This window comes from Aureimonas sp. AU4, assembly GCF_001463765.1.
Lineage (GTDB): Bacteria > Pseudomonadota > Alphaproteobacteria > Rhizobiales > Rhizobiaceae > Aureimonas.
Window position 1 is genome coordinate 60,868 of the sequence record NZ_BBWK01000039.1, and the last position, 24,924, is coordinate 85,791.

Sequence of the window (24,924 nt, forward strand, 5' to 3'; positions counted from 1 at the left end):
TCGTGGAACTCATGGCGACATGTCCGCTCTAGACATGAGCATGGCGGCGTAGAGAGCCTCCTCGCTCGTGTGCTCCGCATCATGCTCGGCAACCACATGGCCGTCGTTCATGACAAGGATCCGGTCGACGTTCTGCAGGAGTTCGGGAAGGTCGTCGCTGACGATCACGAGGCCCATGCCGGATTCCGCCAGCTCCTGGATCGCTCGATAGATCGTATCCTTGGAGCCGACATCGACGCCGACCGTGGGCCCGTGGAGAACGAGAAGCTTGGGCGCGATCGACAGCCAGCGCGCGATCAGGACGCGTTGCTGATTGCCACCCGAAAGCGCGCCGACCGGCAGATCGAGATCCTGAGTGTTGAGCTTCATCTCGCTGGACAGTTGCGCCGCCCGGCGCCGACCCTCGCGCCCATCGACGACGCCAAGGCCATTGGCAAGATCTCCGACGATCAGCGCGATCTCGTTGTCGAGAATGGATTTGTCGAGGAAAAGACCCTCCGCGAGCCGATCTTCCGGGACGTAGCCGATGCCGGCCGCAATGGCATCCGCCGGCCGACGAATATGGACCGGCGCACCGTCCAGCTCGATCGTTCCTCGTGTAGCCGCTGAAACCCCGGCTAGCGCCATGGCGAGTTCGTTGCGGCCCGAGTCCGCCAGGCCGGTCACCCCCAGAATTTCGCCCTCGCGCAGCGTCAGATCGAGCGGTGCAAACCCGTCGGCCGACAAGCCACGAACGCGCAGGAGTTCTCGCTGGCCCGACGACGCCTGCCGATAGCGAAGCGCCTCGATCCGCCGACCTGTCATGAGTTCTGCAAGGTCGCTCTTGTCATAGGCGGCAAGCGGTCCCTGCGCGACGCAACGCCCATCCCGAAAGACGATCGCATGGCCTCCAATGCGGTAGCATTCGTCGAGTTTGTGGGTCACGAACAGGATCGCGACGCCGTTCGTGCGAAGACGCTCCAGAACCGCTATGAGATTGTCGACCTCCCGTCGCGTCAGGGAGGTGGTGGGCTCGTCCATGATGACGAGTCGTGCATTTCCGGCGACCGCGCGAGCGATTGCCACAAGCTGGCGGGAGGCCAGCGGCAGGTCGTCGACGATCGTGTCCAGGAAGGCTGCTTCGCTCGGCAGTCCGACGGTCGAAAGTGCTCGCTCTGCTGTTGCACGAAGCCGCCTGCGGTCGAGGCGTCGCGCGAGGCGGCCCTTGGCCGCGACGAGCTGCTCGCCCATCGCCACGTTCTCGGCGACCGTCAGGTTGGGAAGGAGCGAGAGGTCCTGATAAACTGTCTCGATACCGGCGGCGAGCGACTGAATCGGATCGAGCGCCTGGAAGGCTTCTCCGTCGAGCTGGATCTCGCCGGCCGTTGGCACCAGGGCCCCCGAGATAATCTTGATGACGGTGCTCTTGCCGCAGCCGTTCTCGCCCAGGAGGTGGTAGACTTCACCATGGACGAAGTCGAGGTCGATGCCGCGCAAGGCATGGACACCGCCAAACCATTTTTCCACGTTTCGCAGCGCGAGGAAGCGCCCCTCGGTCGCCTGCGCGATCTCTGTCCTCAAAGCGCTCCTCCCCGCCGCTTCCAAAGGTTGGGCCGGCGACAGCGAGCCGCCGGCCTGTCGGCTTAGAAGAGGTGTTCCTGGTAGTTGGACTTGTCGGCCAGGACCATGCCGTTGCCGATCACGAGAACTCCCTCGCCCGGACCCTTGCGAACGGAGACCTTGTTGTAGCCCTCGACACCGAGATCCATGCCGTCCGTGATGGGCTGCTTGGCCAGAAGCGTCTTGGCGACCGAGTTCATCGCCATGCCGGCCTTGGCCGGATCCCAAAAGCCGATCGCGGTGATGGCACCCGCTTCCAGAAGGTCTGCGGAAGGGTTCGGTAGGCCTGTTCCGACCAGACAGACCTTGCCCGCGAGTCCGGCCTCATCGATGGCACGGCCGACGCCCAGCACGTCGTTGCCGGCAGACGTCTGAAATCCCTTGATGTCGGGGTGCTTGCGCAGGATCTCCTTGGCCTTCTCGTAGGTGCCGTTGGCATCGTCGAAGGATTCGTTGTTGGGATCGACGAGTTCCATCTGCGCGTACTTCTTGGCATTCTCCTCGCCGGCGCCAACCCATTGGAGATGGGTGCGGCTGCCCAGCGAGCCGACGAAGGTGGTCCACTTTCCGGCCTGACCCATGCACTGCGCCAACCGCTCGTTGAGCGCCGCGCCGTACTCGGCATTGTCGAAGGCTTCGACATCGGCCTGGGTGTTCATCTGGTTGTCGGCCTCGTGCGTCACCACGACGATGCCTCGCTCCATCGCGCGCTTGAGGGCGCCTTCCAGAACGGCGGGGTCCATCGGAACCACGGCAAGCGCGTTGACGCCACGGGCGGTCAGATCCTGAACGATCTGCAACTGCTGCGCGGCGTCTGCCGTGGCCGGACCGCTTTGGCTGGCATCGACGTCAGGGTTGGCCTTCGCGAACTCCTCGACGCCTGTGTTCATGCGATCGAACCAGGGAATGCCGCTGATCTTCACGACGGTCGCGATGACGGGCTTGGACTGCGCGGCGGCTATACCGGCGATGCCTGTGGCGAGCGCAGACGCGAGCATGCAGCGCGCCAGGATGGACTTAGTTTTCTTCGTCACGGTTTCCTCCTCATGTTTTTGATTCCCCCAAGGGGCATGTCAGCCCGGTGCGCGGGGGAGGCGCACCGTCGAGGCGGAGGGTCTGGCCGCCCGAAAAAAACCTGCCAGGTCGTGACGGCTGAAGGCGAGAAAGGCTAGCAGCAGCAGGCCCCAAGCGAAGTCGCGCACGAAGTTCGAGAAGCCGCCGAAGTTGAGAAGGCTCGACATGAGCTGCAGAGCGATGGCGCTGAGCACCACGCAGACCACCCTTCCGTAGCCGCCCTCAGGCCGAACGCCAGCCATCACCGCAATCAGAATGGCGATCAGGAGATAGGAGCTGCCGTAGTCGAACTTCACGTTGACGTTGCGAGCTGCGATGATGACGCCGCTCAAGCCCGACAGGAGTCCACTGATAGTATAGGTGGCGATGAGCATGCGCTTGCGTGGGAACCCCGCGAAGATAGCCGCCTTCGGGTTGGTTCCCATAAGCATCAGCCAGAGACCGAATGGTGTGAAACGCAAGGCGGCAGCGATGAGGCCGGCAGCACCCAGGAACAGAAGAAAGCTGATGGGAGTGCCCGCAACGACGTCGTTGCCGATGCGCGACAGGAGATCGGGACTGCCCACCGTCACGGCTCGTCCACCCGAGACGACGACCGCCAGACCGGTGAACGCGAGCTGCGTGCCCAGCGTGCACAGGATCGGCGTGATGTTCATTCGGGCGATCAGGAAGCCGTTGACGAACCCGCCCATCAGGCCCGTAGCCAGAGCGATGGCAATGAAGGCAAGGCTGAAATTCGCACCGTCACCACCGATCAGTTGCGTCACGATAACGGCCGACAGGACGCCCGATAGGTTCGCCAACGCGATGCCAGATAGATCGATGCCCCCGTTTCCGGCGCACATGGCGAGCATCACGCCGACCGCGAGGAGGCCGATTTCCGGCAGCTGACCGGCCATGGACTGCAGGTTGAAGGGAGACAGGAAGGACCCGCCCGAAATCGCCGCTCCGACCAGCAGCAGTCCTGCATTGATGACCACCAGCATGAGAAGCTGGCCGGTTGTCCGCTGCATGGCCTCCCCTCCATGTTTAGTGAACGATTGCGTCCTTAACCAAAGAGCTAGCTTCGATCTGACGCCACTGTCAAGCTGACAAGGACGCGAACGTCATGTGGGCAACCCTACCTATACAAACGTGGGCATCTTTGTTTAGTAAACATTTGAGTTGTGTGCGGGAGCATGTGCGGATGAGTAAGCGGTCAGCGACACTGCGTGAGATTGCGGCTTCTGCCGGTGTCTCGGCGGCGACGGTCTCGCTCGTCCTGAACGGTAAGGGGGACATCTCGGAGGCGACGAGAGCCCGCGTTCGCGAGGCGGTGACGCGTGCCAACTACGTGCCACGTTCTTCGCCTCGAATGCCAGCGACCAGCGGCGAGACAATCTGCTTCCTGAAGATCTCCAAGCATGGTCATACGGTCAATCGGGACCACAGCGTCTTCATCTCGGACTATCTAGACGGTATGTCGAACGAGGCGCGCCGGCGGGGCTACACTCTCGAGGTTCTCAGTCTGGAGACCGCCTCCGTCGACGCGATCGTCCAGGCGGCCGCCACGACGACCGCCCGAGGGCTTGTGGTGCTGGGGACCGAACTGTCGGAGAATGACGTTCAGCTCATGCAGGGTGTCGGCGGTCCCAAGGTGTTCATCGATACCTACTTCGATGTGATCGACGCCAACTTCGTGAACATGAATAACGAGGACGCGGTGTATCGCGTTCTTTCTCGATTCAAGGGTTTGGGGCTTCAGCGAATAGGCTTTGTCGCCAGTCACGTCGACACAACCAATTTTCGCCTGCGTTATGAGGCTTACCTGCGCAACATGCACCGGCTTGGGCTGCCGGTTCGGGACGACGATGTGATCGTCATCGAGTCGACCTTTGACGGCGCCTACATTGACGCTTCAGCACGCCTGACTGCCGGCCTTTCATTGGCGGACTGCTACTTCTGCACGAACGACGTCATGGCCTTCGGATTCATCCGTGCTCTTCGCGAACACGGCATCTCCGTACCCGGGGATGTTCGCGTGATTGGGTTCGATAACCTACCGCAGAGCGCAACGATGCAGCCGCCCCTGACATCGATCGATGTTTCCAAACGGAAGATAGGCGCCCTGGCAGTCTCGACGCTGGACGATCTAATTCGTTCAGGTGAGCCGCAACCACCCGTGAAAATTATGGTCGGAGCAGATCTAGTCCTACGGGGAAGCGACTACACCAAACCAAGGCGAAAGGTTGCGACCAAGGAAGCTAGAGATCGCGCTTCAGCTTGAAATGTTGGTTTATCCCGTCGGCTTCAGGTGAAACCAAACGGTCTTGGTCTGGACGTACTGGTCCATGGCTTCGACCCCGTTGTCGCGGGCGAGCGAGCCGGACTGCTTGTAGCCGCCGAAGGGCGTCTTCACGTCGCCCTCGCTGAAGCAGTTGATCGAGACCGTTCCACAGGGAAGTCGGCGCGCGAAATGCATCGCCTTGTCCATGTCGCGCGTGAAGACACTGGCATGGAGCCCATAGGGGGTATCGAGCGCGATATCGAGCGCCTCGGCATTGTCGGCCGCCTCGATGACGCCGAGGACCGGTCCGAAAATCTCCTCCCGCGCAATCGCCATGTCGGGCGTCACGCCATCGAAGACGGTGGGGTTGAGGAAAAAACCTTGGCCATGCTTGCCATCGTTGGCGTAGGCGACGCGGGCGCCCTCCCGGCGACCCTTGTCGACGTAGGACGCCACACGCTCCATGTGCTCATGCGTGACCATCGCGCCCATCTGCGTTTCGGGATCCAACGGGTCGCCGACCTTGAGTGCCGTGACGCCCTCGACAACCTTCTGAAGGAACGCCTCCTTCTGCTTGGCGTGCACGATCTGGCGCATGTTGGCCGAGCAGTTCTGGCCGCCGTTCCAGCAGGCCGCGCTGACGGCGTTGGAGATGAGGTGGTCATCGATCTCGGCATCATCGAGAACGACGAGCGGGCTCTTGCCACCCATCTCGAGCCCAACCGGCTTCAGGTTGCTCTCGCTGGCGTAGCGCAGGAACAGGGCGCCGACCTCAGTCGACCCGGTGAACGAGACGACGTCAATGTCCCGGTGGCGGCCGATCGCCTGACCCGCGGTCTCGCCGAAGCCCGGCACGACGTTCAGGACGCCGGCCGGTAGACCGGCCTCCATCGCGAGTTCCGCCAATCGTAGAGCCGAAAGCGGGGTCTGTTCGGCCGGCTTCACGACGGTGGAGCAGCCGCAGGCCAACGCCGGCGCGAGCTTCCAGGCGGCCATCAGGAGCGGAAAGTTCCAGGGCAGGACGAGGCCGACGACGCCAACTGGCTCCTTGAGGATCAGCGCAAGCGCGTCTTCGCCCGTTGGGGCGACCTTGCCGAAGCTCTTGTCGGCAAGTTCCCCGTACCACTGGAAGAAGGTCGGGACGTGCTCGCCGATCTCGGCCAGACAATCGGTGATCGTCTTTCCGCTGTCGATGCTTTCCAGGACCGCCAACTCTTCGGCATGGTCACGCACAAGCTGCGCTAGCCTCAAGAGGACCGACTTGCGATGCTCGGGCGCACACCGCGACCAGCTGCCGTCGCGAAAGCTGCGTCGCGCGGCCGTGACCGCAAGATCGACGTCGGCTGCCTCAGCCTTCGCGACCAGGCCGATCACGTTTCCTGTCGCGGGGTTCAACGTTTCAAACGTTCGGCCCGAATGCGCCGCCTGGAACCGCCCGTCGATGAACGCCTGCGAAGGGAGGGACAGGCGACCGGCTACGTCGTGGAAGCGCTTGGCGTCTGGAGACAGGGTCATCGGACGGTTCCATCTTGCGGGAAGGTTAGGAAGGGGCGTTGGTCTCAGACCCGTGCCGTTGGCAAGGGAACAGCGAGCGCACTCGCGAAGGGCTCAAGACCGGCCAGGATACCGGAATGCAGCGCGAGACCTTCGCTCTGGGCACGCCTGAGTCCTTCGAGCGCCTTGGTGCCGGGCAGGCGGACCGGCCGGGCGGGGTCGGCAGGCGGGTTCGTGCGACAGGCCTGGGCAACAAACTCGGTTTGACGCCGAAAGGCCGCCGCGCCGGCGAAGGCTTCTGGATCGAAGACCTCGACGAAGACTGACGCCCCCCATTCCGCCTCGCCATCCGCGCGGCCATAGCCGGACAGCCCTTGTGTCAGCGCCTCGACGAGAAGCGCCAACCCATATCCCTTGTGACCATGGTCCGCCCCGCCCGTCGGCAGGAGCGTGCCCTTGGGATCGGCCACGAGCACGGCCGGATCGTCGCTTGGGCGGCCGAGAGAATCCTGTGCCCACAGACCGGGAAAGCGACCTCCCTCGCGCCGAAGCCGCGCGCTGAGGCCCGCCGTCGTGATCGAGGCGGAGGTATCGATCAGTACCGCGTCTCCATCGGTCGGGATGCCGACCGCGATCGGATCGGGGGTGAACACGGCCTGGGTGCCGCCAAATGGCGCGACATGGGCGTCGGAGGGATCACTGCTCGACAGAAGCACCATCATGCCGGCATCGGTCGCGATCGGCAGAAAGGCGGCAAGGCACGCGATGTGATGGCTGCGGCGAATGGCGATCGATGCCGTGCCGTAAGTCCGCGCTCGCTCGACGGCGGTCGAAACAGCCCGCGCGGTCACCCAGACGCCGGGAAGGCGACGGGCGTCCCATACGGCGACGGCGCCCCGGTCGGAGACGACCGCCGGCTCGCCGCTCTTCTCCATGCGGCCCGCCTCGATCTCTTCGAGATAGTCGCCAAGCTGCGCAAGGCCATGGGTCGTGTGTCCCATCGCATCGGCGAGAACGAGGCGCTCGGCGACGACCTCCGGCTTGTCCCCGTCCAGGCCCGCTTTTCGGAGAAGCTCCGCCGCATAGAGTTGCAAGGCGGCGAGGTCGTAACGTGCGTTTGCGGCGGTCAATAGATCAGTCCTCTTGCCCATGGGATGAACTCTGCCTCGCCGTAGCCCAGAAGCTCGCTCTTGGTCGGCCGACCGGAGGCGACCGCGAGGATGTCGCGGAAGATGCGGCGGCCCACCTCGTCGTGGGTTTCCAACCCGTCGACGATGGTGCCGCAGTTGATATCGATGTCACCCTCCATGCGGTGGTAGAGAGCGGAGTTGGTGGCAAGTTTCAGCGAGGGCACGGGCGCTGCGCCGAAGCAGGAGCCGCGGCCGGTGGTGAAGCACACGACGTTGGCGCCGGCTGCGATCTGACCGGTCGCCGAGACGGGGTCGAAGCCCGGCGAGTCCATGAACACGAGGCCCGGTCCGTCGACCCTCTCCGCATAGGCGTAGACTCCGCGCAGCGGGCTTGAGCCACTCTTGGCGACGGCGCCGAGCGACTTCTCCAGGATGGTCGTGATGCCGCCAGCCTTGTTGCCGGGGGAGGGGTTGTTGTTGAGGTCGCCTTCGTCCTCCGCGGCGCTTCGCTCCCACCATTCCAGGAGCGATATCAGTCGTTCCGCGATCTCTGGATTGGCCGCCCGTTCGAGGAGGAGCTGTTCCGCACCATAGATCTCTGGCGTCTCCGAGAGAATTGCCGTGCCCCCCTCCGCGACGAGGAGATCGGCCGCGACGCCGAGCGCCGGGTTGGCCGAGAGGGCGGAGAAGGCGTCTGATCCTCCGCATTGAAGCGCGAGCGTCAGATGGCGGGCCGAGACCGTCTGGCGGCGGTCGGTGGAGGCGACCGCCAGCATCTCGCGCAAGACCGCAACGCCAGCTTCAACGGTGGGAAGGCTGCCGCCCGTCTCCTGGATCACAAGCGTGCGCAGGCGAGGCGAGGGAACAAGGCCTGCGGCCGCCAGAAACCCGTCGATCTGGTTGTCCTCGCAGCCCAGACCCACCACAAGGACGCCCGCAACGTTGGGATGCTCGGCATAGCCGCCGAGGGTCCTTCGCAGAATGTCCATGTCGGCACCGGCCGCCTTGAAGGAGCAGCCGTGCTGATGGGTCAGCGCGACGACGTCATCGACAGCGGGCGTCGCCGAGAGATCGACACGAGACTTGAAGACCGAGGCGATCCTTTTGGCCACGGTCGCCGAACAGTTCACGGTCGCCATCACGACGAGAACGTTGCGCGTGCCCACGCGCCCGTCAGCCCTCTGGTATCCCTCGAACGTCGCGCCGGTTGGAAGGGCCATGGGCATCGCGGAAGCATGACCGAGCGCTTGCAGGTTGCGGTTCGCGCCGGGCGGGCGGAAGGCCAGGTTCTGGGTATGAACGTGGGATCCCGCCGGGACAGGCGCGGAGGCCGTGCCGATCACCGTGCCGAACTTGGTGACCATCTCTCCTTCGGAGATATCGCGGAGCGCGATCTTGTGTCCTTTGGGAATGGGGGTTGCCACGTGCAGGCCCTGCACCGTGACGGCGTCTCCTGCATCGAGGTCGTCGAGCGCGATACCGATCGGGTCGACCGGTGACAGGAGGAGGACGGGTTTCGGCACGGCGGGATCCAGGCGGCTGGTTCGGTCAGAATGTTCAGTTGAGGCGCAGGTCGTTGGTTCCGAAGAGATGGACGTGCTTGGGGTCGGGACGAAGATGGACCTGCGATCCGGGCGCGAGATCAATTCGTTCACGGAAGAGACCGGCGATCCGCGAACCGTTTGAGGCACCGAGCCTGCGGAACGTGACCTGCGTTTCCGACCCCATCGGTTCCACGAGTTCCACCTCGGCGGCAATGGGACCGGTTGGATCGATCGAGATATGCTCAGGGCGAACTCCGTAGGTCGCAACGGCGCCCATGTTCGCAGGGAGAGGCAAACTTTCGTCGCCCTCCATGTGGAAGGCTCCGTTCTCCGAGCGCCCGCGCAGGAAGTTCATGGACGGCGAGCCGATGAAGCTCGCCACAAACGGATTGGCTGGACGATCGTAGAGGTCAAGCGGGCGGCCGATCTGCTCGACGCGACCACCGCGCAGGACGACGATGCGGTCCGCCATGGTCATGGCCTCGACCTGATCGTGAGTGACGTAGATCGTGGTGGTGCGCAGGCGCTGATGAAGCGCCTTGATCTCGGCCCGCATCTGAACGCGAAGCTTGGCGTCGAGGTTGGAGAGCGGCTCGTCGAACAGGAACACAGCGGGGTTGCGCACGATGGCGCGTCCCATGGCGACGCGTTGGCGCTGGCCGCCCGACAGCTCGCGTGGATAGCGCTCGACCAAGGCCTCAAGATCCAAGATGGCAGCGGCCTTGGCCACGCGCTCGGCAATCGTGGATCGAGCCGTACCCGCGAGCGTCAGCGAGAAGGCCATGTTTTGACCGACCGTCATGTGCGGATAGAGCGCGTAGTTCTGGAACACCATGGCGATGTCGCGCGCCTTGGGTGGTAACTCATTGACGCGTCGGCCCGCGATTGCGATCTCGCCGCCCGTGATGTCCTCAAGGCCTGCCAGCATGCGCAGGAGCGTCGACTTCCCACAGCCGCTTGGTCCAACGAGCACCACGAACTCGCCGTCCTGGATGTCGATCGAGACGGTATGGACGACGTCGAGCGGGCCAAAGGACTTGCGGACGTTGCGAAGCTGAACCGTTGCCATGCGTGGCCTTGCGTTAAGCGGAAGGGGCGGGCGTCAGCCCTTCACACCACCGGATCGGATGCCGGCGATGAAGTATTTCTGGAGGAGGAAGAAGAGCGTCAGGCTGGGAAGGCTGAGCAGCGTCACCGCCGCCATGCCCATGCCGTAGCCTTCGAGCTGCGTGTGAGAGCCGATCGTCGGTGCAAAGGCGGCGACGCCGACGGGCATCGTCTTCATCGACTCGTCGAAGGTGATGAGGAGCGGCCAGAGGAAGTTGTTCCAGTTCAGGTTGAACAGGATCACGGTCGCCGCGATCGCTGGCGCGCGAGCCATCGGAAAGGCGATGCGCCAGAAGATCGTCCAGCGGCTGGCGCCATCGACGATGGCCGCCTCCTCCAGCTCCTTGGGGAAGTCGAGGAAGAACTGGCGGAAGATGTAGACGCTGATGACCTGCGCGACCGAAGGCAGGATCAACGCCTGGTAGGTGCTGGCCCAGCCGATCTTGATGAACCCAAGCAGCATCGGTACGACCGTGGTCTCCGCCGGGATCATCAGCGATGCGATGAAAAGGGCGAAGAGAACGTTTCGTCCGGGGAAACGCAGTCGGGCCAGCGCGTAGCCGGCGAGCGCGCCGAACAGGACGCCGAGGACCGTCGCGGACGTGGCGACGAGCATGCTGTTGAGAGCCCAGCGCCCCATCGGATACTGCGCGAAGACGCGCGTGTAGTTGTCGAGCGTCGGCAGCGAGGGCAGGAGGCCGAGACCGCTCGTCAGCGCCTCGCCCGGCGACTTGAAGGAGGTCGAGACCATCCAGAAGAAGGGGAAGGCCCACAGGAGCGCGAAGCCCATGCCGATGAGCCAGATCGTGCCGCGACCCAGGTGCCGACTGAGCCTCACGGTTGATGTGGCGTGCCTGGGCATTTCTTCGAACGTGCTCATCGGCCGCCCCTGCGCAGAAGGCGCCCTTGCAAGGCCGCGAGGGTCAGGATCACGACGAAGAGGATGATGGAAACCGCCGAGGCGTAGCCCATCATGTTGCGGACCACCGCCGAGTTGTAGATGTGCTGGATGACCGACATCGTCGTGCCGGCCGGCCCACCCGCCGTCATGAGGTAGACCTGGCTGAAGATGCGCAGCGTCGAGATCAGCTGGAGCGTCAGGACCATAACGACCGTCGGCCAGGTCGCCGGCAGGATGACGTAGCGCAGCTTCTGGTCCCAGCGGGCGCCGTCGACCGTGGCCGCCTCCTCGAGTTCTCGAGGCACGTCCTGGAGGGCGGCGAGGAAAAGGACGAAGGCAAGTCCCAGATCCCACCAGACCGAGGCGGCGGAGATGCCGATCCAGGCCCATTGCGTGCTGGTCAGCCACGGGATCGCGGACGCGCCGAACGACGTCAGAAGCGCGTTCACCGGCCCGGTCTTGCTATCCAGGACGGCGACCCAGACGAGGCCGACGACGGTCGCCGCCACGACGTTGGGTGCGAAGAAGAAGGTGCGCGCCAGTCCCGACAGCGGCCAGCGCTGATGTACGAAGAGCGCGGCGAGGTAGGCGAGGACGACGACCGCCGGCACGATCACCAGCGCATAGCGCAGCGTGTTGAACAGAGCCTGCCACAGAAGGCGGTCGTTGTAGGCCCGCACGAAGTTGCCGAACCCGACGAAGCTCGGCGTCCCGATGATCGACCAGTTGTGGAAGGCCAGGTAGAAGCCGAACAGAATCGGCAGGATGTTGAAGAGAATGAAGGGGACCGTGAAGAAGGACACGAAGACGTAGGCCACCCAGTCCGTGCGGATGCGCGGGGCGGTTTGCACTTTTGGCTCGTCGCTTGCGATCGTGTCGGGGATCACGGCCAATCGGGCTCGTCCTTATGGTTCTGAGATGACCGAGCCCGGACGGCTCGAAAGCCGTCCGGGGCATGAGAGCCAGGCGAGGGGAAGGGTTCGCCAGCCCGTCAGGCTTCGTCGAGATCCTGCTGCCACTGCTGCGTAATCTCGGCCATCGCGTCGTCGATCGACTTCTGGCCGACCCAGACCCCTTCCAGGGCCCGCGCGAGGAAGCCGGTATTAGTGTAGATCGTGAAGTCCGGACCGCCTGGGACCGGAACCTCGCCGACGGAGGCGAATGACATGCCCTCGACGAAGGGGCCGCGCAGATCCCAGGACAGACCCGCCGTCTTGTAGTCCGGGCGCCCAAGGATCGAAGCTCGAGGTGAGGCGCCGCGCCCTTCCGTGGTCCAAAGGAAGCTGTTGTCGGATAGCCACTTCACCGCTTCCATGGTGGCGGCGTGGCGGCTTTCGTCCTGTTGGCGGTAGAGCTGGAGACCACCCATCTCGAAATAGGTTCGCTGTTCCTTGCCGATCTTCGGGAACAGGAAGGGCTTGAAGTTCAGCCCTTGCGTCTTGTAGCCGGCCAACGTCCAGGGACCCGTCCAGAAGATCGAGCCCTCGCCCGCGCCGAAGGCCTTGTAGCGATCCGTGACGTTGCGGTCCGATACCTTGTGCTTGTCGAAGAGGTCGACCACCCACTGCATGGCCGCTTTGCCGGCATCCGGGTTGACCGAGGCCGTCTTCAGGTCATCGCTGGCGCGCCGGAAGCCCATCTGTTCGGCGACGATGCCCCAGGTTACGGCCGGCTGAAGTCCGGTTCCCGTCATCAGGATCCCGGACCGGGTGACCGTGTCGCCCTGGCGCTGCGTCAGTTTGGTCGCCCATTCGATAAGGCTGGCTTCGTCGGTCGGCGGTGCATTCGGATCAAGTCCGGCGGCCTTTGCATGGTCGAGGTTGAGGAGCGGCTGGAGGCTCATCAGATCCATAGGGACCATGTGAAGCTCGGGACCGTATTTCGGGTAGCGCGCCGCCTTCAGCGAGTTCTCCGAAAAATCAGCCAGATCGAGACCCGCGCTCTTCGCCAGATCGTCGAGCGGCACCGTCACGCCGTCTTTGGCGAGCGCCGCATCCTTGCCGGCGGTTCCCCAGCCAAAGTCCGGTGCGCTGCCCGACGCGGACGCTGCCAGAAGCTTTGTGCGGTACTGTTCTTCGGGCACGAGCTCCATGCGGATCTGGACGCCCTTGCCCTTGTGGGCCTCGTTGAAGGCGCCGATCGCTCGCGTCCAGACCTCGCCGTCGGACGCCTGAAGCCAGCTCCAATGGACGATCTCGGTGGTCCCTTGCGCGATCGCGGGCTTGAACAGACCGCCGGTCGCCGCCGCCGCGCCGACCGCAACCGTGCCTTCCAGGAAACGGCGGCGCGAGATGCCGGATATGCTCATATCGATCTTCCCTCTTCTGGTTGACATGGGTTCAGGCTGCTGCGAACGCGATCTGCGTTCGCTCGATGCGCTTGCTGTAGAGGCCGGTGACGCCGGCGTCGTCGCGCCGGTAGTAGGCGACGAGGAGGTCGCCATCCTCCAATGTAACCGCCGTTGGGTAGCCGCAGTCTCGGGTTCCGAAGGGTCCCGCCACGAAGGTCGGCTGGGCGGACCAGCACGCGCCATCGTCAATCGAAGCATGAAGGCGGATCTGCCCCGGCGCCTCGCGCCAGCCGGTCACCGCCACGACGCAGCCTTCGCCCAGACTCACGAGATCGGCAGGATAGCCCGTCAGGCCGTTCGCGACCGGGCGGCTCCAGCTTCGCCCTCCGTCGCGCGAACGGACGGTGTGGAGCCGACGCGTCACATTCTCTCGCAGCACCAGTAGGATCGAGCCATCCTGTGCCAGATAGGGAGCGGGCTCCTCGAAGGCGTATCCCTCGATCGCTGCGACCGGCTCCGGCGCGGACCAAGTCGCTCCACCATCTCCCGAACGCACGAGGAAGACCCGGGCGTAGTGGGGAACGTCCGACAGGGGCAGCACGATCTCGCCGTTCGCGAGCACCAAGCCGCCTCGCATGCCGTATCCGCCGCTATAAGGTGCGACATCGATCGGCGATGGCGCCGACCACGATAGGCCACCGTCGTCGCTCCGGCAGACGCTCGCGACGCCCCCGCCACGCGACCAGACGATGATCTCCGAGGCCCCGCTCTCGAGTTCGAGCGACGCCTCGAGCTCGGCGCGCAGCTCCGCAGCGCTCGCAAGAAAGGGCTCCTTCAGGCGGGGCGGTGCCTCGCCCTCGCCATACCAGCGAAACCGCCATTGGTTGAGCAGCACCGAGCCGTCGGCAAGAGGCGTTAGCCCCGCGCATTCCATGCCGTCACGGGCGCTTGACGGGACCGCGACCGGTTCCGACCACGTCTCGCCCTCGTCCTGAGAGCGGATCAGGACGTTGCGGAAGTCGGGATCGAGCGGGGGATGAAGCGTGGGGGAGCGGCGTGGCCCTGAGGTCGCGACGAGGAGAAGCGTTCCGTCAGCCAGACGCACCATATGCGGGTGGGCGATGTAGCGCCCCTCGTCCCGCAGAATGATCCGTTCACGCCCCATCGCCGCAGCCCCCTCAGCGATCCAGCTCGAAGCGCGTGCAGCGCACGTACTGGACCGGGGCTGGGTCGTCGCTCCACTCGTGATAGGACGCGACGATCGTGCCGTCCGGCATCTGAACGACGCTGGGGTAGCCGATGTGCTGGAAGCCGCCGGGATGTGTCAGCGACACCGAGCCCGCCGCGGACTCGCCTGTGCCCGGCGTCATCACGCTGGAGCCCGGCTTCTCCTCCGACGTCTGCCCCGGCAGGCCGCCCTCGCGAATCACGAACTCGTTCTTCACGTCCCAGGTGACGCCGTCGTCCGAGATGACGGCACGCACGCCGTAGGGGGGGCGGCGATAGCCGTAGACCATGAGGTAGCGCCCGTCCTGGAGCGGGATCAGCTCGGCTGGGAAGCCCCAGATGTTGGTCCACTTGGGCGGCGTCCAGGAGAAACCATCGTCCTCCGAGATCGTCATCACCATGTTGCGCGCGTCGCTCGACGGGTTGACGTGCGTGCGCATGAAGCAGACGAGGCGACCGTCGGCGAGGCGCAGCAGCGCCGGCTCCTCGTAGTCGATGATGCTGGCGGGATCGTAGGCGAGGGTGGAGAAGTACTCCCAGTTTTCGCCGCCGTCGTCCGAGCGCATGAGGGCCGATCGCGTGGATTCGCCCTCGCCCTCCTCGCCATAGCCGCGAATGCGCCCGTATAGACCCATGAGCAGCGAGCCCGATGGCAGCTCCCAGATGCCGAGCCGGCATCCCCCATGCTTCAGCGGCCTGACGTTCACCGGCATCGGCTCGCTCCAGGTCTCGCCGCCGTCGGTCGAGCGCAGGACGTAGGTGCCGAGCCAACCCTGCAGCTTGTAGGCCCAGGTCCAGTCGCCGTATTCGCGCGTGACCGGATGCGCGCTCCAAGAGGGCTGCTCGTGGCGCACGCCCCGCTTGAAGAAGCCGGTGATTGTCAAGTTCACCAGAAGCGTGCCGTCGGAAAGCTCGCAGATCCCGCAGTCCCAATTGCCCTGCGTCTGTGTCAGCGGCAGCACAACCTTGCGGCTTGCCGGATCCCAGGTCCGCCCACCGTCATGCGAGCGCATCATGACGGTTTGTCCGCTGTCGTGGTGAAACGGGAAGCGCTCCTCGTTGAAGACCGCCAGGATGTCGCCGTTGCGAAGCAGGCGCGTGCAGATCTGATTATTGGAGAGTTTGGAGTCGTGCCAGATCGTGTGATGGCTGACGTTCCGAGGCATCGGGCAGGAACCTTGATGGGGAGGGCTTTGGGGGGATGAGGGTCAGGCGGCCGCGTGCTGCAGCACGCCCGGCACACCGGTCTGGAGAAGCATATCGCGACACCGCTCGCGATAGTCGTCGCGCACGTCACGCGTGGGCGCGCGGCAGCGGCTGGAGTCGAGCCCGACGAGCTCCATGCAGAGCTTGTCGAGATACCCGTCACCGCTTGTGAAGCCGGCCTCGATTTCCATCCAGAGCTTGTAGAAGGGCATGGCCTCGCGCACGAGGTTACGTTGGACCTCGCCGTAGCGACCTGCGTCCAGATCGGCGAGGAGCTTCAGTCCCCAGGCCGGCCAGTAGTTGGACAGATGCACCTCGAAGGCGCGAGCACCCAGCGCATGGCTCAGCGGGAACATGAGGTGGTTATCGATGATCGAGAGTCGCGACGAGAAGGTCGAGACCACATCCTCGAACTCCATTGCGTCGGTGCGAGGGGTCGCCCACTTCAGGCCGACGACGTTCGGGATCTCGGCAAGCTTCTCGACCGTACGGAAGGACACGGCCGCACTCGTCCAGAACGTGTTGTAGATGATGATCCCGACGTCCGCAGCCTCGGCGGCCGCCTTCACGTAGTCGAGGAAGTCCCCTTCGGTGTGGTTGAAGTAGAAGGGGCATGAAACCTGGATGAACTGGAAGCGCAGCCGTTCGGCAGCGCGGGCGAGCGCGACAAGCTCGCGCGTACTCGTGGTCTGGGCGCCCATGGCAAGCGGCAGGGCACCCTCCGCGGCTTCGGCCACCGTCTCGGCGACACGCACTCGTTCGTCGAATGTCATGGTGGAAAAGTCGCCGGCCGCGCCGCCGGCGAGAAGAACCCCGTTTCCGCGTGCGACTCCGTGGCTGCGCAGAAATCCGACGTGACGCGCGATGGCATCGGTGTTCAACTCGAGATCACCATCCCGGAACATGGTCGGGATGGTGATGTAGCATCCCCGAAGTTCGTCTTTTAGGGCGTTTGCGTCCATCATGGTCACTGTCTTCGGTTCTCAAGGGCAGGGGCGAAGTCCAGCATCTCCCGCCGCCGTAATCGGGCGTTGGACCGCTGAAAGCTCGAAAATTGTCGGAAGTGATCTGCGTCTGGACAGGATGATTGCAGACTTGCGACGCGATCATATTGACTGAAAGCGCCACCAGATTGATGCTGCGCGTCAATTTCTAGGGTCGAGACGTGATGCGTGAGATCTGCTTCGTCCTCGTACCCGAATTCCCCCTCTACGCCCTCGTTCCCGCTATCGAGGCGCTGCGCCTCGCCAACCAGAACGCTGGCACGACGCTTTACGATTGGGTGTTCGCCTCCTGCGACGGCGGTCCAGTGACCGCCGGAAACGGAATGGTCATCGAGGCGACCCAGCCCTTGTCCTCGACCCTGACACAGAGCTTCGCCATCGTCTGCGCAGGCAACGACCCGACGCGCATGCTACAGCGCGAACTGTTGGACTGGCTGCATCGCCGCGCCGTGTTCGGCACGCGGTTGGGAGCCTTGGATACCGGGACCTTCGCCCTTGCGGCTGCCGGGGTTCTGACGGGCTACCGCGTCACGCTGCATTGGGAGGCCATACCCGCCTACCGCGACCTGTATCCGAATGCCGACGTGGTGGAAGAACTCTTCGTCGTCGACCGCGGTCGGTGGACCTGCGCCGGCGGTACGGCCGCGCTCGACATGATGCTGCACCTGATCGAAGAGGATCACGGGCCGGCGCTCGCCCAGATCGTGGCCAACGGTTTCGTTCACGGTCGTGGTCGACCGAGCAATACGCCGCAACGTGCTGTTGCGGGCGATGCAGCGCCACCGATCTGGCTGAAGGTGTCGCGGCTCATGGCCGAACACATCTCCTACCCTCTCCCGATCGAGGAGCTATGCGTGCGTTCCGGTGCCTCGCGGCGCACGGTCGAGCGCTTGTTCCAGCGCGCGTCCGGCGTATCGCCCGCAACCCATTATCTCTGGCTTCGGCTCGATAAGGCGCGCGACCAGCTTTTCTACACGGACGAAACGATCAGCCACATTGCGGAGGTAACGGGCTTTCAAAGCAGCGCCCACTTCAGCCGGGCGTTCAAGGAGCGCTACGGAGCAACGCCCAGCGCGTTTAGACGAAGTTCGAGCGCCGAGCGCCGGCACCTCTATCATCCCGTCGGGCTCCGGATTTCGCGTCAGGATCGCTCTTGAGTTGGCTTCCGAAGCTAGCCTTCATTCCATCGCTACTCACCAGCATTCAGGATGCCACGTGCAGTCTGTTCGTCGGTGATAAGCGCGTTTGCCAGTTTGCCCGTTAGCGCCGCGTAGATTGCCGGGACGCGGATCATACCGGAACTCACGATCAGCACCGGCTGACGGCTGCTAGGCTGCGGATGGAAAGATGTCAGTCGCTCGACATAGCCGTTGCGGATCAGTTCACCGGACATGTTGATAGCACCTCCGAGAACCTCGCCGACCGCACCATTCTCCATGCAGTGAGCAAGCTCTGTGTCGCTGATGAAGCCGTCGAGATGAATGCCCGCCTGCCAGCCGATATTGCCGCTTCCAATCACCCGGATGTTCGCCTCGTCGACCAGGGTCTGCAGTGTCTTGTAGCCGACCTGCGCCTGCAACGTCTCGCGATCCCGAACGCTGGCGGTCACGAGAGGCATCGGCAGCGGATAGCTTTGCGCGCCGATCCGCTCGGCAAGTTTCGTCACCACATCATGACGGCCGGCACGTCCGTTGAGCGTGAGGTTGCCCATCAAGGAAACGCATTTGTGCTGCGGTCTGTCCATCTGCCCGATGCGCAACACGGTTTCCTGCATTGCCTTGCCGTTGCCGACAGCGACGACGAACGGTGCCTTCTGCATGAGAAGGTTCTCGAGGTAGATTGCCGCCGCGGTTGCCACAGCTGGCATATCTTCCTCGTTTGCCGCCTCGCTGAGGGTCACTTCGCAGAAGTGGAGGCCGAAACGATCCTTCAACCGATCGGCAAGCTCAATGCACTCCGCCAAGGGATGCATGACTTGGAAGCGTACAAGGTTCTCCGCCAGTGCCAGCGCGATGAGTCGCTGCACGACCTGCCTCGAGATGCCGAGCTCGCTTGCGATGTCGTCCTGACGCCTGCTCTTGGCATAGTAGAGCCAAGCAGCACGTGCTGCCTGGTCGAGTTTGCGGTCGGCATCGATCCTGTCGCTCATGTCCGAGGCCAGCCCATCACGTTTCCCGAACGCGAAGATCAGAGCTTGAGCAGGCGCGCAATGTTGCCGCCGACAATGGCTCGGTAGCCCTCGGGGTCGGTAGTGGCGCGCTCCATCTTTTTGAACTCCCATTCGTAGTCGACGAAGGGGGAGTCCGTACCCCAGATGACCTTATGCGGTCCGAGTTCGCGGACCGCGGTCTGAATCTCGAAGATCGGCGCACGCGAGGTCTCGAGATAAAGGTTCGGACATTCCTTCGCGTAGGCGATGGCCTGATCGACGCTCCAGAAGAAACCCATATGGGCCATGAGCAGCGCTACCTTCGGGAAGCGCTGCGCCATGATGCGGAACTCTGGTGGGCTGTTCAGGAGGTCGCTGGCGCCGTGGACGATCACTGGGATGTCGAACTCTTCGGCAACAGCGAAGAGCGGATCCACCAATCCCGGGTCCGACAGGTGATAGCCGTTGATTGTGGGATGCAGCTTGAGTCCCTTGAAGCCCCAGTCGCGCACGCAGCGACGGACCTCGTCAGCGGCGTCCGCCTGCCAAGGGTTCACGGCGCAGTAGGGGATGAGACGATCGGGAAACTGGTCGAACGCCTCCTTGATCGGCTCGTTGGTGAAGTTGCCCTCGACGAACGGGAACATTACCGCCTTGTCGATACCGGTCGCATCAAGCTTGGCGACGAGATCCGCTCCAGTCTGATGCGCCCCGTGACGGGTGCCGAGATGGTTGTGGGCGTCGATGATCTGGGACATGCCGATCGCTTTCCTTGTCAGGTCCGGCGCTTCAGGCCGCCGACGGCCATGGCGAGAAGAATGAAACCGCCGTTCAGCGCGTAGCGGTAGGGCGCTCCAAGCCCAAGCAGCGTCAGGCCGTTGGCGAGAAAGCCTATGAAGAGTGCACCCAGCAGCGTTCCCGCAATGCTCATCTCGCCGTTGCGTGTGGCGAGCGTACCAAGATAGGCAGCGGCGAAGGCGTCGAGGAGGAAGGGCTCCGCTCCGCGTGGCATGGCGATGCCGGTCCGCGAGACGATGGCGATGCCTGCGAGGGCTGCCAGGACGCCCGAGATCACGAAACCGAGCCCGAAGGTCATACGGATGTCGATACCGGCGAGAAAGGCCGCACGGACATTGCTGCCGACCGCTCGGGCGTAGCGCGCGAACGGCGTGAAACGCATCACCACGAAGGCGATCAGGAACACGACGACAGCAAGTACGATCAGGGCCGCGACGGGGCCAAGGTCACGTTGCCCAAGATAGAGGAAGTCCCGGGTGACGCTCCGCGGCAACGTGAAGAGGATTTGCGGCTCGGCGCCGTTCGTCGCCATCAGCTCGCCCGAGCGGATCACGAACATCATGCCCAAAGTGCCGATGATCGCGGGGATGCCGACATAGGCCATCAGCACCGCGTTGATGCATCCGACAGCTAGTCCGAAGGCCAGCGGTACGGCGAACGCCATCCAGACGGGATAGCGATGCAGGATCAGCATCGCGGCGATCAACCCTGCTGCATCGGCGATTTGCGCGATCGACAGGTCGACGCCGCGCATCTTCATCACAACCGTCAGTCCGAGCGCCATGATGACGACCACCGCGCTTTGACGGATGACGTTCTCTATGTTGGCCGGCGATAGGAAGACCGGGTTCAGGTACCCGAAGATACCGAGAACCAGAACCATACCGACCAGCGCGCCATACTCGCGCAGAAACTCGATCGGCGGCGATGTCGTCCGTCCCCGAGCCATGGCAGACATGCCCATCAACTGAGCTTCCTTTTCAAAAGATCAGGACCTGACCGATGCCGCGCTTGTGGATGACGCCAAGCGCGATCGACAGGATCAGCACCACGCCTTGCAGACCTGGGAGTGCCTGACTGGATACGCCGATCAGGATCAGACCGTTGGAAAGGGAGGCGAGGAACAAAGCCGCGATGACGGTGCCGACGACGTTCAGTTCGCCGGCACGATTCAAGGTGCTACCGAGGAAGGCGGCGGCCAAGGCGCTGATCAGGAAGTCGATGCCGGTCGCCAGTGCCGAGGCACCGTAGGAATAGGAGGCAAGAACGACCCCGGCGAGGCCGAGCACGAGGCCCCCGACTAGAAACGAGGCAGCAGCGTAGGGCGCACGACGGATGCCCCGCAACTCAGCTGCTGCAAGGTTCTGTCCGACGGCATACATGCGAAGGCCGAGCCGCGTCCGCTTGAGCACGAGCGCGAGCAGCAGCGTCACTGCGACGAGGAGAAGGAAAACAAAGGGGATCGGACCAAGATAGCCCTGCCCGATGAAGAAGAACCCCGGCTCGTCGGACAGCGTCAGCGCTTGGCCGCCGTTGTAGAGCAGCGTCGCGCCCATCACCACGAACATCAGCCCAAGGGTCGCCACGAAGGCGGGCATACCGAAGGCGAGAACAAGGACCGCGTTGAGTGCTCCTGCCGCCAAGCCGATCAGCGCTCCCAGTCCAAGAACGCCCGCTAGGCTGCTGCCGGCGACGAGGGCTCCCGCGGCGACGTTGGTGGCCAACTGGCTCACCGCGCCAGCCGACATGTCGAAGCCGCCGGCGATCAGAACGACCGTCAGGCCGAGCGCGATGAAGGCAAGGACGCTTCCCTGCTTCAGCACGTCGAACACGTTGCCCAGCGTGAAGAACTGAGGTGCCAGAAGCCCGACGACTGCGAGAACGAGGACCATGCCGCCGATCGTGCCCCAGCGCGCGAGAAGGCTTGGGGGTGCCGTCACCTGCGTTTCCAACGTCGGGACGGCGAGATCGGACGTCGCCTGCGAAGCGTCGGGGGCCGGCTCCACAGCGGCCGACATCACAGCCTCGTCGCGGCTGCCGGAAGCCCAGTAGAGAAGGGTATCGGGCGACGCTTCGCCCGCTTCAAGAACCGTGCTGACCCGTCCCTTGTGCATGACGGCGACGCGGTCGCACATGCCTGCGATCTCCTCGAAGTCCGAGGAGATGAACAGCACCGCCGCACCGCGTCGGGCGAGTTCAACCATCTGTCGGTAGATCTCGACCTTCGAGCCGACATCGACGCCGGTTGTCGGCTCGTCGAACAGAAAGATTTCCGAGTCGCCGGTCAACCAGCGTCCGATGACGATCTTCTGCTGGTTGCCGCCGGAAAGGTTGCGCGTCACTTGGTTTAGATTCGGTGGCTGGATGCGCAGACGCTCGACGAGATCCGCGGCGGCGGCACGCTCGCGTCTCGGGTTGACGAGACCGCCACGCGTCCAGCGCGACAGTCCGGGAAGAGTCAGGTTCTCGCGCACCGTCATTTCGGTGACGAGACCCTCGTGCCGACGGTCCTCCGGGATCAGCGCGAAGCCCTGGCGCTTGGCCGCACGCGGGTTGGCGGGCGCGGACGCGCGTCCGCCGACCGTCACGGTTCCCGACGTCCTCGGCAGTGCACCGATCAGCGCAAGCGCCAGCTCCGTGCGGCCAGCGCCCATCAGGCCGGCGATGCCGAAAATCTCGCCGCGCCGCACGGACAGATCGACGCCACGCACGGCATGACCCTGGATCAACCCCTTCACGTCGAGGAGAACAGGCCCGATCTCGACCGCCTCTTTTGGGTAGAGATGACCGATGTCACGACCCACCATCATCTCGACGATGCCAGTGCGCGACGTCTCCTCGACCGATTTGACGGCCACGAGCTGACCGTCGCGCAGAACCGTGATGCGATCCACGAGATCGAGGACCTCATCGAGATAGTGCGAGATGTAGATGATCGTCACGCCACTGTCGCGAAGGCCGCGGACGATCCGAAAGAGGAGCGCAGCCTCGCTGTCGCTCAACGATGCGGTCGGCTCGTCCAAGATGAGGATCCGCGGCCTGCGCACGAGAGCGGCGGCGATGGAGGCTTGTTCGCGTTGCGCGACGCTGAGCTCGCCCGCGAGCGTGTCTGCTCCGAAGGACGCGCCCACCTGCCTCAATGCGTCCTCGGTCGCCGATCGCATGGCGGATAGGTCGAGCAGACCACCCTTGGACACTAGCTCTCGTCCAAGAAAGACGTTCCGCGTGACGTCGAACTGGGCCACGAGCGGCTGGTCCTGGTGGACGATTGCGATACCGTTGGCTTCGGCGTCCCGCGGGTCGCGGAGATCGACGCGTCTGCCGTCGATGAGGATCTCGCCCCGTGTCGGCTGGTAGACGCCGGTCAGGACTTTCACCAAGGTGGACTTGCCGGCACCGTTTTGTCCGAGGAAGGCATGAATCTCGCCGCTGCGTATGCGCAGCGACACGTCGCTCAACGCAACGACGCCAGGAAATTCCATGGTGACGCCTCGGCATTCGAGAACGATCTCGGATGCGTTGGCCTCGGGTGGACGCGTAGCTGCGATGGCACTCGTCATGCGACGGATTCCAGAAGCGTATCAGAGAAGTCGAATGGCGACGCGCCGTGTCGGCGCGCCGCCAATTGGCCTGCGCTAGGGCAGGATCGGATGAACGACGATCAGGTCGCTGCCTTGCGGCCAACGCCCTTCGACGTCCTCGCGCGCGATCGACATCTCATCCCAGACGCCGGGTCCCCAACGCTTCTCGGCCGACGCGACGCCGTTCGCGTGGGTCGCGAGCCAGGCATCTGTGTAGAGCGTGCTCGGGAAATCTGTCTCGCCGTTCATCCCCTTGAGCAGAACTTCCGCAGCGAGCGACCCGATACGCGGTACGTCCTGAACGACCGTCGACACGAATGGGCTTTCCTCATCGAGAAGCATCTGGAAACCGACGCGGTCGCCGTCGATGGACGCGACCTTGATCTCCAGTCGATCTCGTTGTCGGATCGCTTCCACCGCTCCCGACACTAGAAGATCGTAGGCACCCCAGACCGCCGCGACGCTTCCCTCCTCCGGGTTGGCGGTAAGGATGTCCTCCATCTGTGTCTGAACGCGTGCAGCACTATGCTCGGTCGGAACCTCATGCAGCGTTACTTGGGGGTAATCGGCTGCCATGGCCTGCAGGATCCGCTTTCGGGTCTCCAAAATCGGCGCGCCGGGAACCCAGAAGACATAAACGTTCCCCCGGTAGTCGATGCTTGACAGGAGGGCACGGCTAACCATCGCCGACATCAGCGCGTCGTCGCCGCCCACATCTGCGAGCGCACCCTCAGTCTTGGACCCGACCGAGGTCGTAACGACGGGAATGTTTGCAGCCTTCGCCTTGGCCACGACGGGCGCAAGTTGCTGGGCGTCGCCGAGTTGAACGACAATGCCGGCAACACCGGAATTGATCAGGCTTTCGATATTCTCGTTGTGCTTGCGTGGATCGGCTCCGCCGTCCGTCACAACGACTTCGGCACCCGCTGCCTTCAAGACCTGCTCAGCTCCAGCGATAATGTCGCGATTATAGTCGTTGGTGATCTCGCGGGCGGCGATGCCAATTCGCTTGCCTGCTGCTTCCTGTGCCTGGACGCTGGTCCCTGCCAGCATGAGACCCACGGCAACCGATGCCGTAAGCGTCCTCAGTTTGCTCGTCATCGATCTTCCTCCCACTCGACAAGCGCAAGCTGCCCAACGGGGCTCAGTAAGTCAAACAAATGCCCGTTGCTCGTTCGAAAATTTTCCGATTGCCGCGTCATGGCGCGGTTGGAATGATAAATTATGAGCAAAAACATTAGCGCCGGGCATTTGCTGACGTTCGGTCGCTTCCATCGTCGTCTGGTAGAATTCTGTCTGGACATGGGAACTCACATCCGGACGAACGGGAACGCCGGCTATAATCAATGGAGTTGCCGTTCCGTGTATGCCGACCTCACCAAACTGCTTGGCGACCAGCATGCTTGATCGGCTCAGGCAGATGATCGGTAGACGTTCTGTATGTACGGAAGGAGAGCGTAGTTTCATCTGCGATTTGGACGCGGCCGCGCCAAGTTTCGAGCTATAAGGACGACGGAGGGACTAACACTACGGTTCATTCCCGTCCGCGCCACC

At 63.8% G+C, this 24,924-nt stretch carries 21 protein-coding genes; 2 read left to right on the plus strand and 19 right to left on the minus strand.

The genetic code is table 11. From position 1 onward, the window contains the following. Positions 1-9 precede the first annotated feature (9 nt). From AUL35_RS12115 to AUL35_RS12125, 3 genes are all read right to left on the minus strand, one after another. Positions 10-1,560 (minus strand): sugar ABC transporter ATP-binding protein, encoded by a 1,551-nt coding sequence (locus tag AUL35_RS12115; RefSeq protein ID WP_062015120.1) that lies wholly within the window; start codon positions 1,558-1,560, stop codon positions 10-12. A 62-nt stretch (positions 1,561-1,622) separates the two neighbouring features. After that, positions 1,623-2,597 (minus strand): substrate-binding domain-containing protein, encoded by a 975-nt coding sequence (locus AUL35_RS12120; RefSeq protein WP_062015122.1) that lies wholly within the window; start codon positions 2,595-2,597, stop codon positions 1,623-1,625. Between the two features lie 75 nt (positions 2,598-2,672). After that, positions 2,673-3,686, minus strand: coding sequence for an ABC transporter permease (locus tag AUL35_RS12125; RefSeq protein ID WP_062015124.1), 1,014 nt, complete (start codon positions 3,684-3,686; stop codon positions 2,673-2,675). Positions 3,687-3,859: 173 nt separating this feature from the next. Here AUL35_RS12125 and AUL35_RS12130 point away from each other — a divergent pair, with 173 nt between their 5' ends. Beyond that, entirely contained in the window at positions 3,860-4,939 is a 1,080-nt protein-coding gene (locus AUL35_RS12130) for a LacI family DNA-binding transcriptional regulator (protein ID WP_062015126.1), read from the plus strand. 9 nt (positions 4,940-4,948) lie between these two features. On the opposite strand, the gene AUL35_RS12135 is transcribed toward AUL35_RS12130, so the two are convergent. From AUL35_RS12135 to AUL35_RS12180, 10 genes are all read right to left on the minus strand, one after another. Then, entirely contained in the window at positions 4,949-6,454 is a 1,506-nt protein-coding gene (locus AUL35_RS12135) for an aldehyde dehydrogenase (protein ID WP_062015128.1), read from the minus strand. Positions 6,455-6,498: 44 nt separating this feature from the next. Then, a complete protein-coding gene (locus AUL35_RS12140) occupies positions 6,499-7,563 on the minus strand; it encodes an Ldh family oxidoreductase (protein ID WP_244493758.1) in 1,065 nt (354 codons plus the stop codon). Next, positions 7,560-9,086: a UxaA family hydrolase gene (locus tag AUL35_RS12145; protein WP_062015132.1), complete on the minus strand. Its 1,527-nt coding sequence runs from the start codon at positions 9,084-9,086 to the stop codon at positions 7,560-7,562. The genes AUL35_RS12140 and AUL35_RS12145 overlap by 4 nt, the downstream gene beginning before the upstream one ends. Positions 9,087-9,120: 34 nt before the next feature. Beyond that, positions 9,121-10,176, minus strand: coding sequence for an ABC transporter ATP-binding protein (locus AUL35_RS12150; RefSeq protein ID WP_062015133.1), 1,056 nt, complete (start codon positions 10,174-10,176; stop codon positions 9,121-9,123). Between the two features lie 33 nt (positions 10,177-10,209). Beyond that, positions 10,210-11,052 carry a carbohydrate ABC transporter permease gene (locus AUL35_RS12155; RefSeq protein WP_192847085.1) on the minus strand — a complete coding sequence of 281 codons (843 nt, stop codon included), beginning with the start codon at positions 11,050-11,052 and terminating at the stop codon, positions 10,210-10,212. A 38-nt stretch (positions 11,053-11,090) separates the two neighbouring features. Beyond that, positions 11,091-12,002, minus strand: a complete 912-nt coding sequence (locus tag AUL35_RS12160) for a carbohydrate ABC transporter permease (RefSeq protein WP_244493761.1) — start codon at positions 12,000-12,002, stop codon at positions 11,091-11,093. Between the two features lie 104 nt (positions 12,003-12,106). Further along, positions 12,107-13,423, minus strand: a complete 1,317-nt coding sequence (locus AUL35_RS12165) for an extracellular solute-binding protein (protein ID WP_062015139.1) — start codon at positions 13,421-13,423, stop codon at positions 12,107-12,109. Between the two features lie 31 nt (positions 13,424-13,454). Then, on the minus strand, positions 13,455-14,570 hold the full coding sequence (locus tag AUL35_RS12170) for a sialidase family protein (RefSeq protein ID WP_062015140.1): 1,116 nt from the start codon (positions 14,568-14,570) through the stop codon (positions 13,455-13,457). A 13-nt stretch (positions 14,571-14,583) separates the two neighbouring features. After that, positions 14,584-15,798, minus strand: coding sequence for a sialidase family protein (locus AUL35_RS12175; protein ID WP_062015142.1), 1,215 nt, complete (start codon positions 15,796-15,798; stop codon positions 14,584-14,586). Positions 15,799-15,840: 42 nt separating this feature from the next. Further along, positions 15,841-16,803: a dihydrodipicolinate synthase family protein gene (locus AUL35_RS12180; protein WP_306304373.1), complete on the minus strand. Its 963-nt coding sequence runs from the start codon at positions 16,801-16,803 to the stop codon at positions 15,841-15,843. A gap of 203 nt (positions 16,804-17,006) precedes the next feature. On the opposite strand from AUL35_RS12180, the gene AUL35_RS12185 reads away from it, so the two are divergent. After that, the gene (locus AUL35_RS12185) at positions 17,007-17,999 is read left to right on the plus strand and encodes a GlxA family transcriptional regulator (protein WP_062015144.1); all 993 of its coding nucleotides are present in this window, start codon (positions 17,007-17,009) and stop codon (positions 17,997-17,999) included. A gap of 32 nt (positions 18,000-18,031) precedes the next feature. Here AUL35_RS12185 and AUL35_RS12190 read toward each other — a convergent pair whose 3' ends face one another. From AUL35_RS12190 to AUL35_RS22155, 6 genes are all read right to left on the minus strand, one after another. Then, the gene (locus tag AUL35_RS12190; protein ID WP_062015146.1) at positions 18,032-18,991 is read right to left on the minus strand and encodes a sugar-binding transcriptional regulator; all 960 of its coding nucleotides are present in this window, start codon (positions 18,989-18,991) and stop codon (positions 18,032-18,034) included. 38 nt (positions 18,992-19,029) lie between these two features. After that, positions 19,030-19,749: an amidohydrolase family protein gene (locus AUL35_RS21645; RefSeq protein WP_082666293.1), complete on the minus strand. Its 720-nt coding sequence runs from the start codon at positions 19,747-19,749 to the stop codon at positions 19,030-19,032. 17 nt (positions 19,750-19,766) lie between these two features. Further along, the gene (locus tag AUL35_RS12200; RefSeq protein WP_062015148.1) at positions 19,767-20,753 is read right to left on the minus strand and encodes an ABC transporter permease; all 987 of its coding nucleotides are present in this window, start codon (positions 20,751-20,753) and stop codon (positions 19,767-19,769) included. A gap of 16 nt (positions 20,754-20,769) precedes the next feature. Then, positions 20,770-23,349, minus strand: a complete 2,580-nt coding sequence (locus AUL35_RS12205) for an ATP-binding cassette domain-containing protein (protein WP_062015150.1) — start codon at positions 23,347-23,349, stop codon at positions 20,770-20,772. Between the two features lie 75 nt (positions 23,350-23,424). Further along, positions 23,425-24,471, minus strand: coding sequence for a substrate-binding domain-containing protein (locus AUL35_RS12210; RefSeq protein ID WP_082666294.1), 1,047 nt, complete (start codon positions 24,469-24,471; stop codon positions 23,425-23,427). Positions 24,472-24,522: 51 nt separating this feature from the next. Further along, positions 24,523-24,771 carry a hypothetical protein gene (locus tag AUL35_RS22155; protein ID WP_156417970.1) on the minus strand — a complete coding sequence of 83 codons (249 nt, stop codon included), beginning with the start codon at positions 24,769-24,771 and terminating at the stop codon, positions 24,523-24,525. Between the last annotated feature and the right edge of the window lie 153 nt (positions 24,772-24,924).

Excerpts from the sequence above, each read along its gene's own strand:
- AUL35_RS12120 (WP_062015122.1), bottom strand. The coding sequence starts at position 2,597 with ATGCTCGCGTCTGCGCTCGCCACAGGCATCGCCGGTATAGCCGCCGCG.
- AUL35_RS12125 (WP_062015124.1), bottom strand. The coding sequence starts at position 3,686 with ATGCAGCGGACAACCGGCCAGCTTCTCATGCTGGTGGTCATCAATGCA.
- AUL35_RS12130 (WP_062015126.1), top strand. The coding sequence starts at position 3,860 with ATGAGTAAGCGGTCAGCGACACTGCGTGAGATTGCGGCTTCTGCCGGT.
- AUL35_RS12135 (WP_062015128.1), bottom strand. The coding sequence starts at position 6,454 with ATGACCCTGTCTCCAGACGCCAAGCGCTTCCACGACGTAGCCGGTCGC.
- AUL35_RS12150 (WP_062015133.1), bottom strand. The coding sequence starts at position 10,176 with ATGGCAACGGTTCAGCTTCGCAACGTCCGCAAGTCCTTTGGCCCGCTC.
- AUL35_RS12165 (WP_062015139.1), bottom strand. The coding sequence starts at position 13,423 with ATGAGCATATCCGGCATCTCGCGCCGCCGTTTCCTGGAAGGCACGGTT.
- AUL35_RS12170 (WP_062015140.1), bottom strand. The coding sequence starts at position 14,570 with ATGGGGCGTGAACGGATCATTCTGCGGGACGAGGGGCGCTACATCGCC.
- AUL35_RS12175 (WP_062015142.1), bottom strand. The coding sequence starts at position 15,798 with ATGCCTCGGAACGTCAGCCATCACACGATCTGGCACGACTCCAAACTC.
- AUL35_RS12180 (WP_306304373.1), bottom strand. The coding sequence starts at position 16,803 with ATGATGGACGCAAACGCCCTAAAAGACGAACTTCGGGGATGCTACATC.
- AUL35_RS12185 (WP_062015144.1), top strand. The coding sequence starts at position 17,007 with ATGCGTGAGATCTGCTTCGTCCTCGTACCCGAATTCCCCCTCTACGCC.
- AUL35_RS12190 (WP_062015146.1), bottom strand. The coding sequence starts at position 18,991 with ATGAGCGACAGGATCGATGCCGACCGCAAACTCGACCAGGCAGCACGT.
- AUL35_RS21645 (WP_082666293.1), bottom strand. The coding sequence starts at position 19,749 with ATGTCCCAGATCATCGACGCCCACAACCATCTCGGCACCCGTCACGGG.
- AUL35_RS12200 (WP_062015148.1), bottom strand. The coding sequence starts at position 20,753 with ATGGGCATGTCTGCCATGGCTCGGGGACGGACGACATCGCCGCCGATC.
- AUL35_RS12205 (WP_062015150.1), bottom strand. The coding sequence starts at position 23,349 with ATGACGAGTGCCATCGCAGCTACGCGTCCACCCGAGGCCAACGCATCC.
- AUL35_RS12210 (WP_082666294.1), bottom strand. The coding sequence starts at position 24,471 with ATGACGAGCAAACTGAGGACGCTTACGGCATCGGTTGCCGTGGGTCTC.
- AUL35_RS22155 (WP_156417970.1), bottom strand. The coding sequence starts at position 24,771 with ATGCTGGTCGCCAAGCAGTTTGGTGAGGTCGGCATACACGGAACGGCA.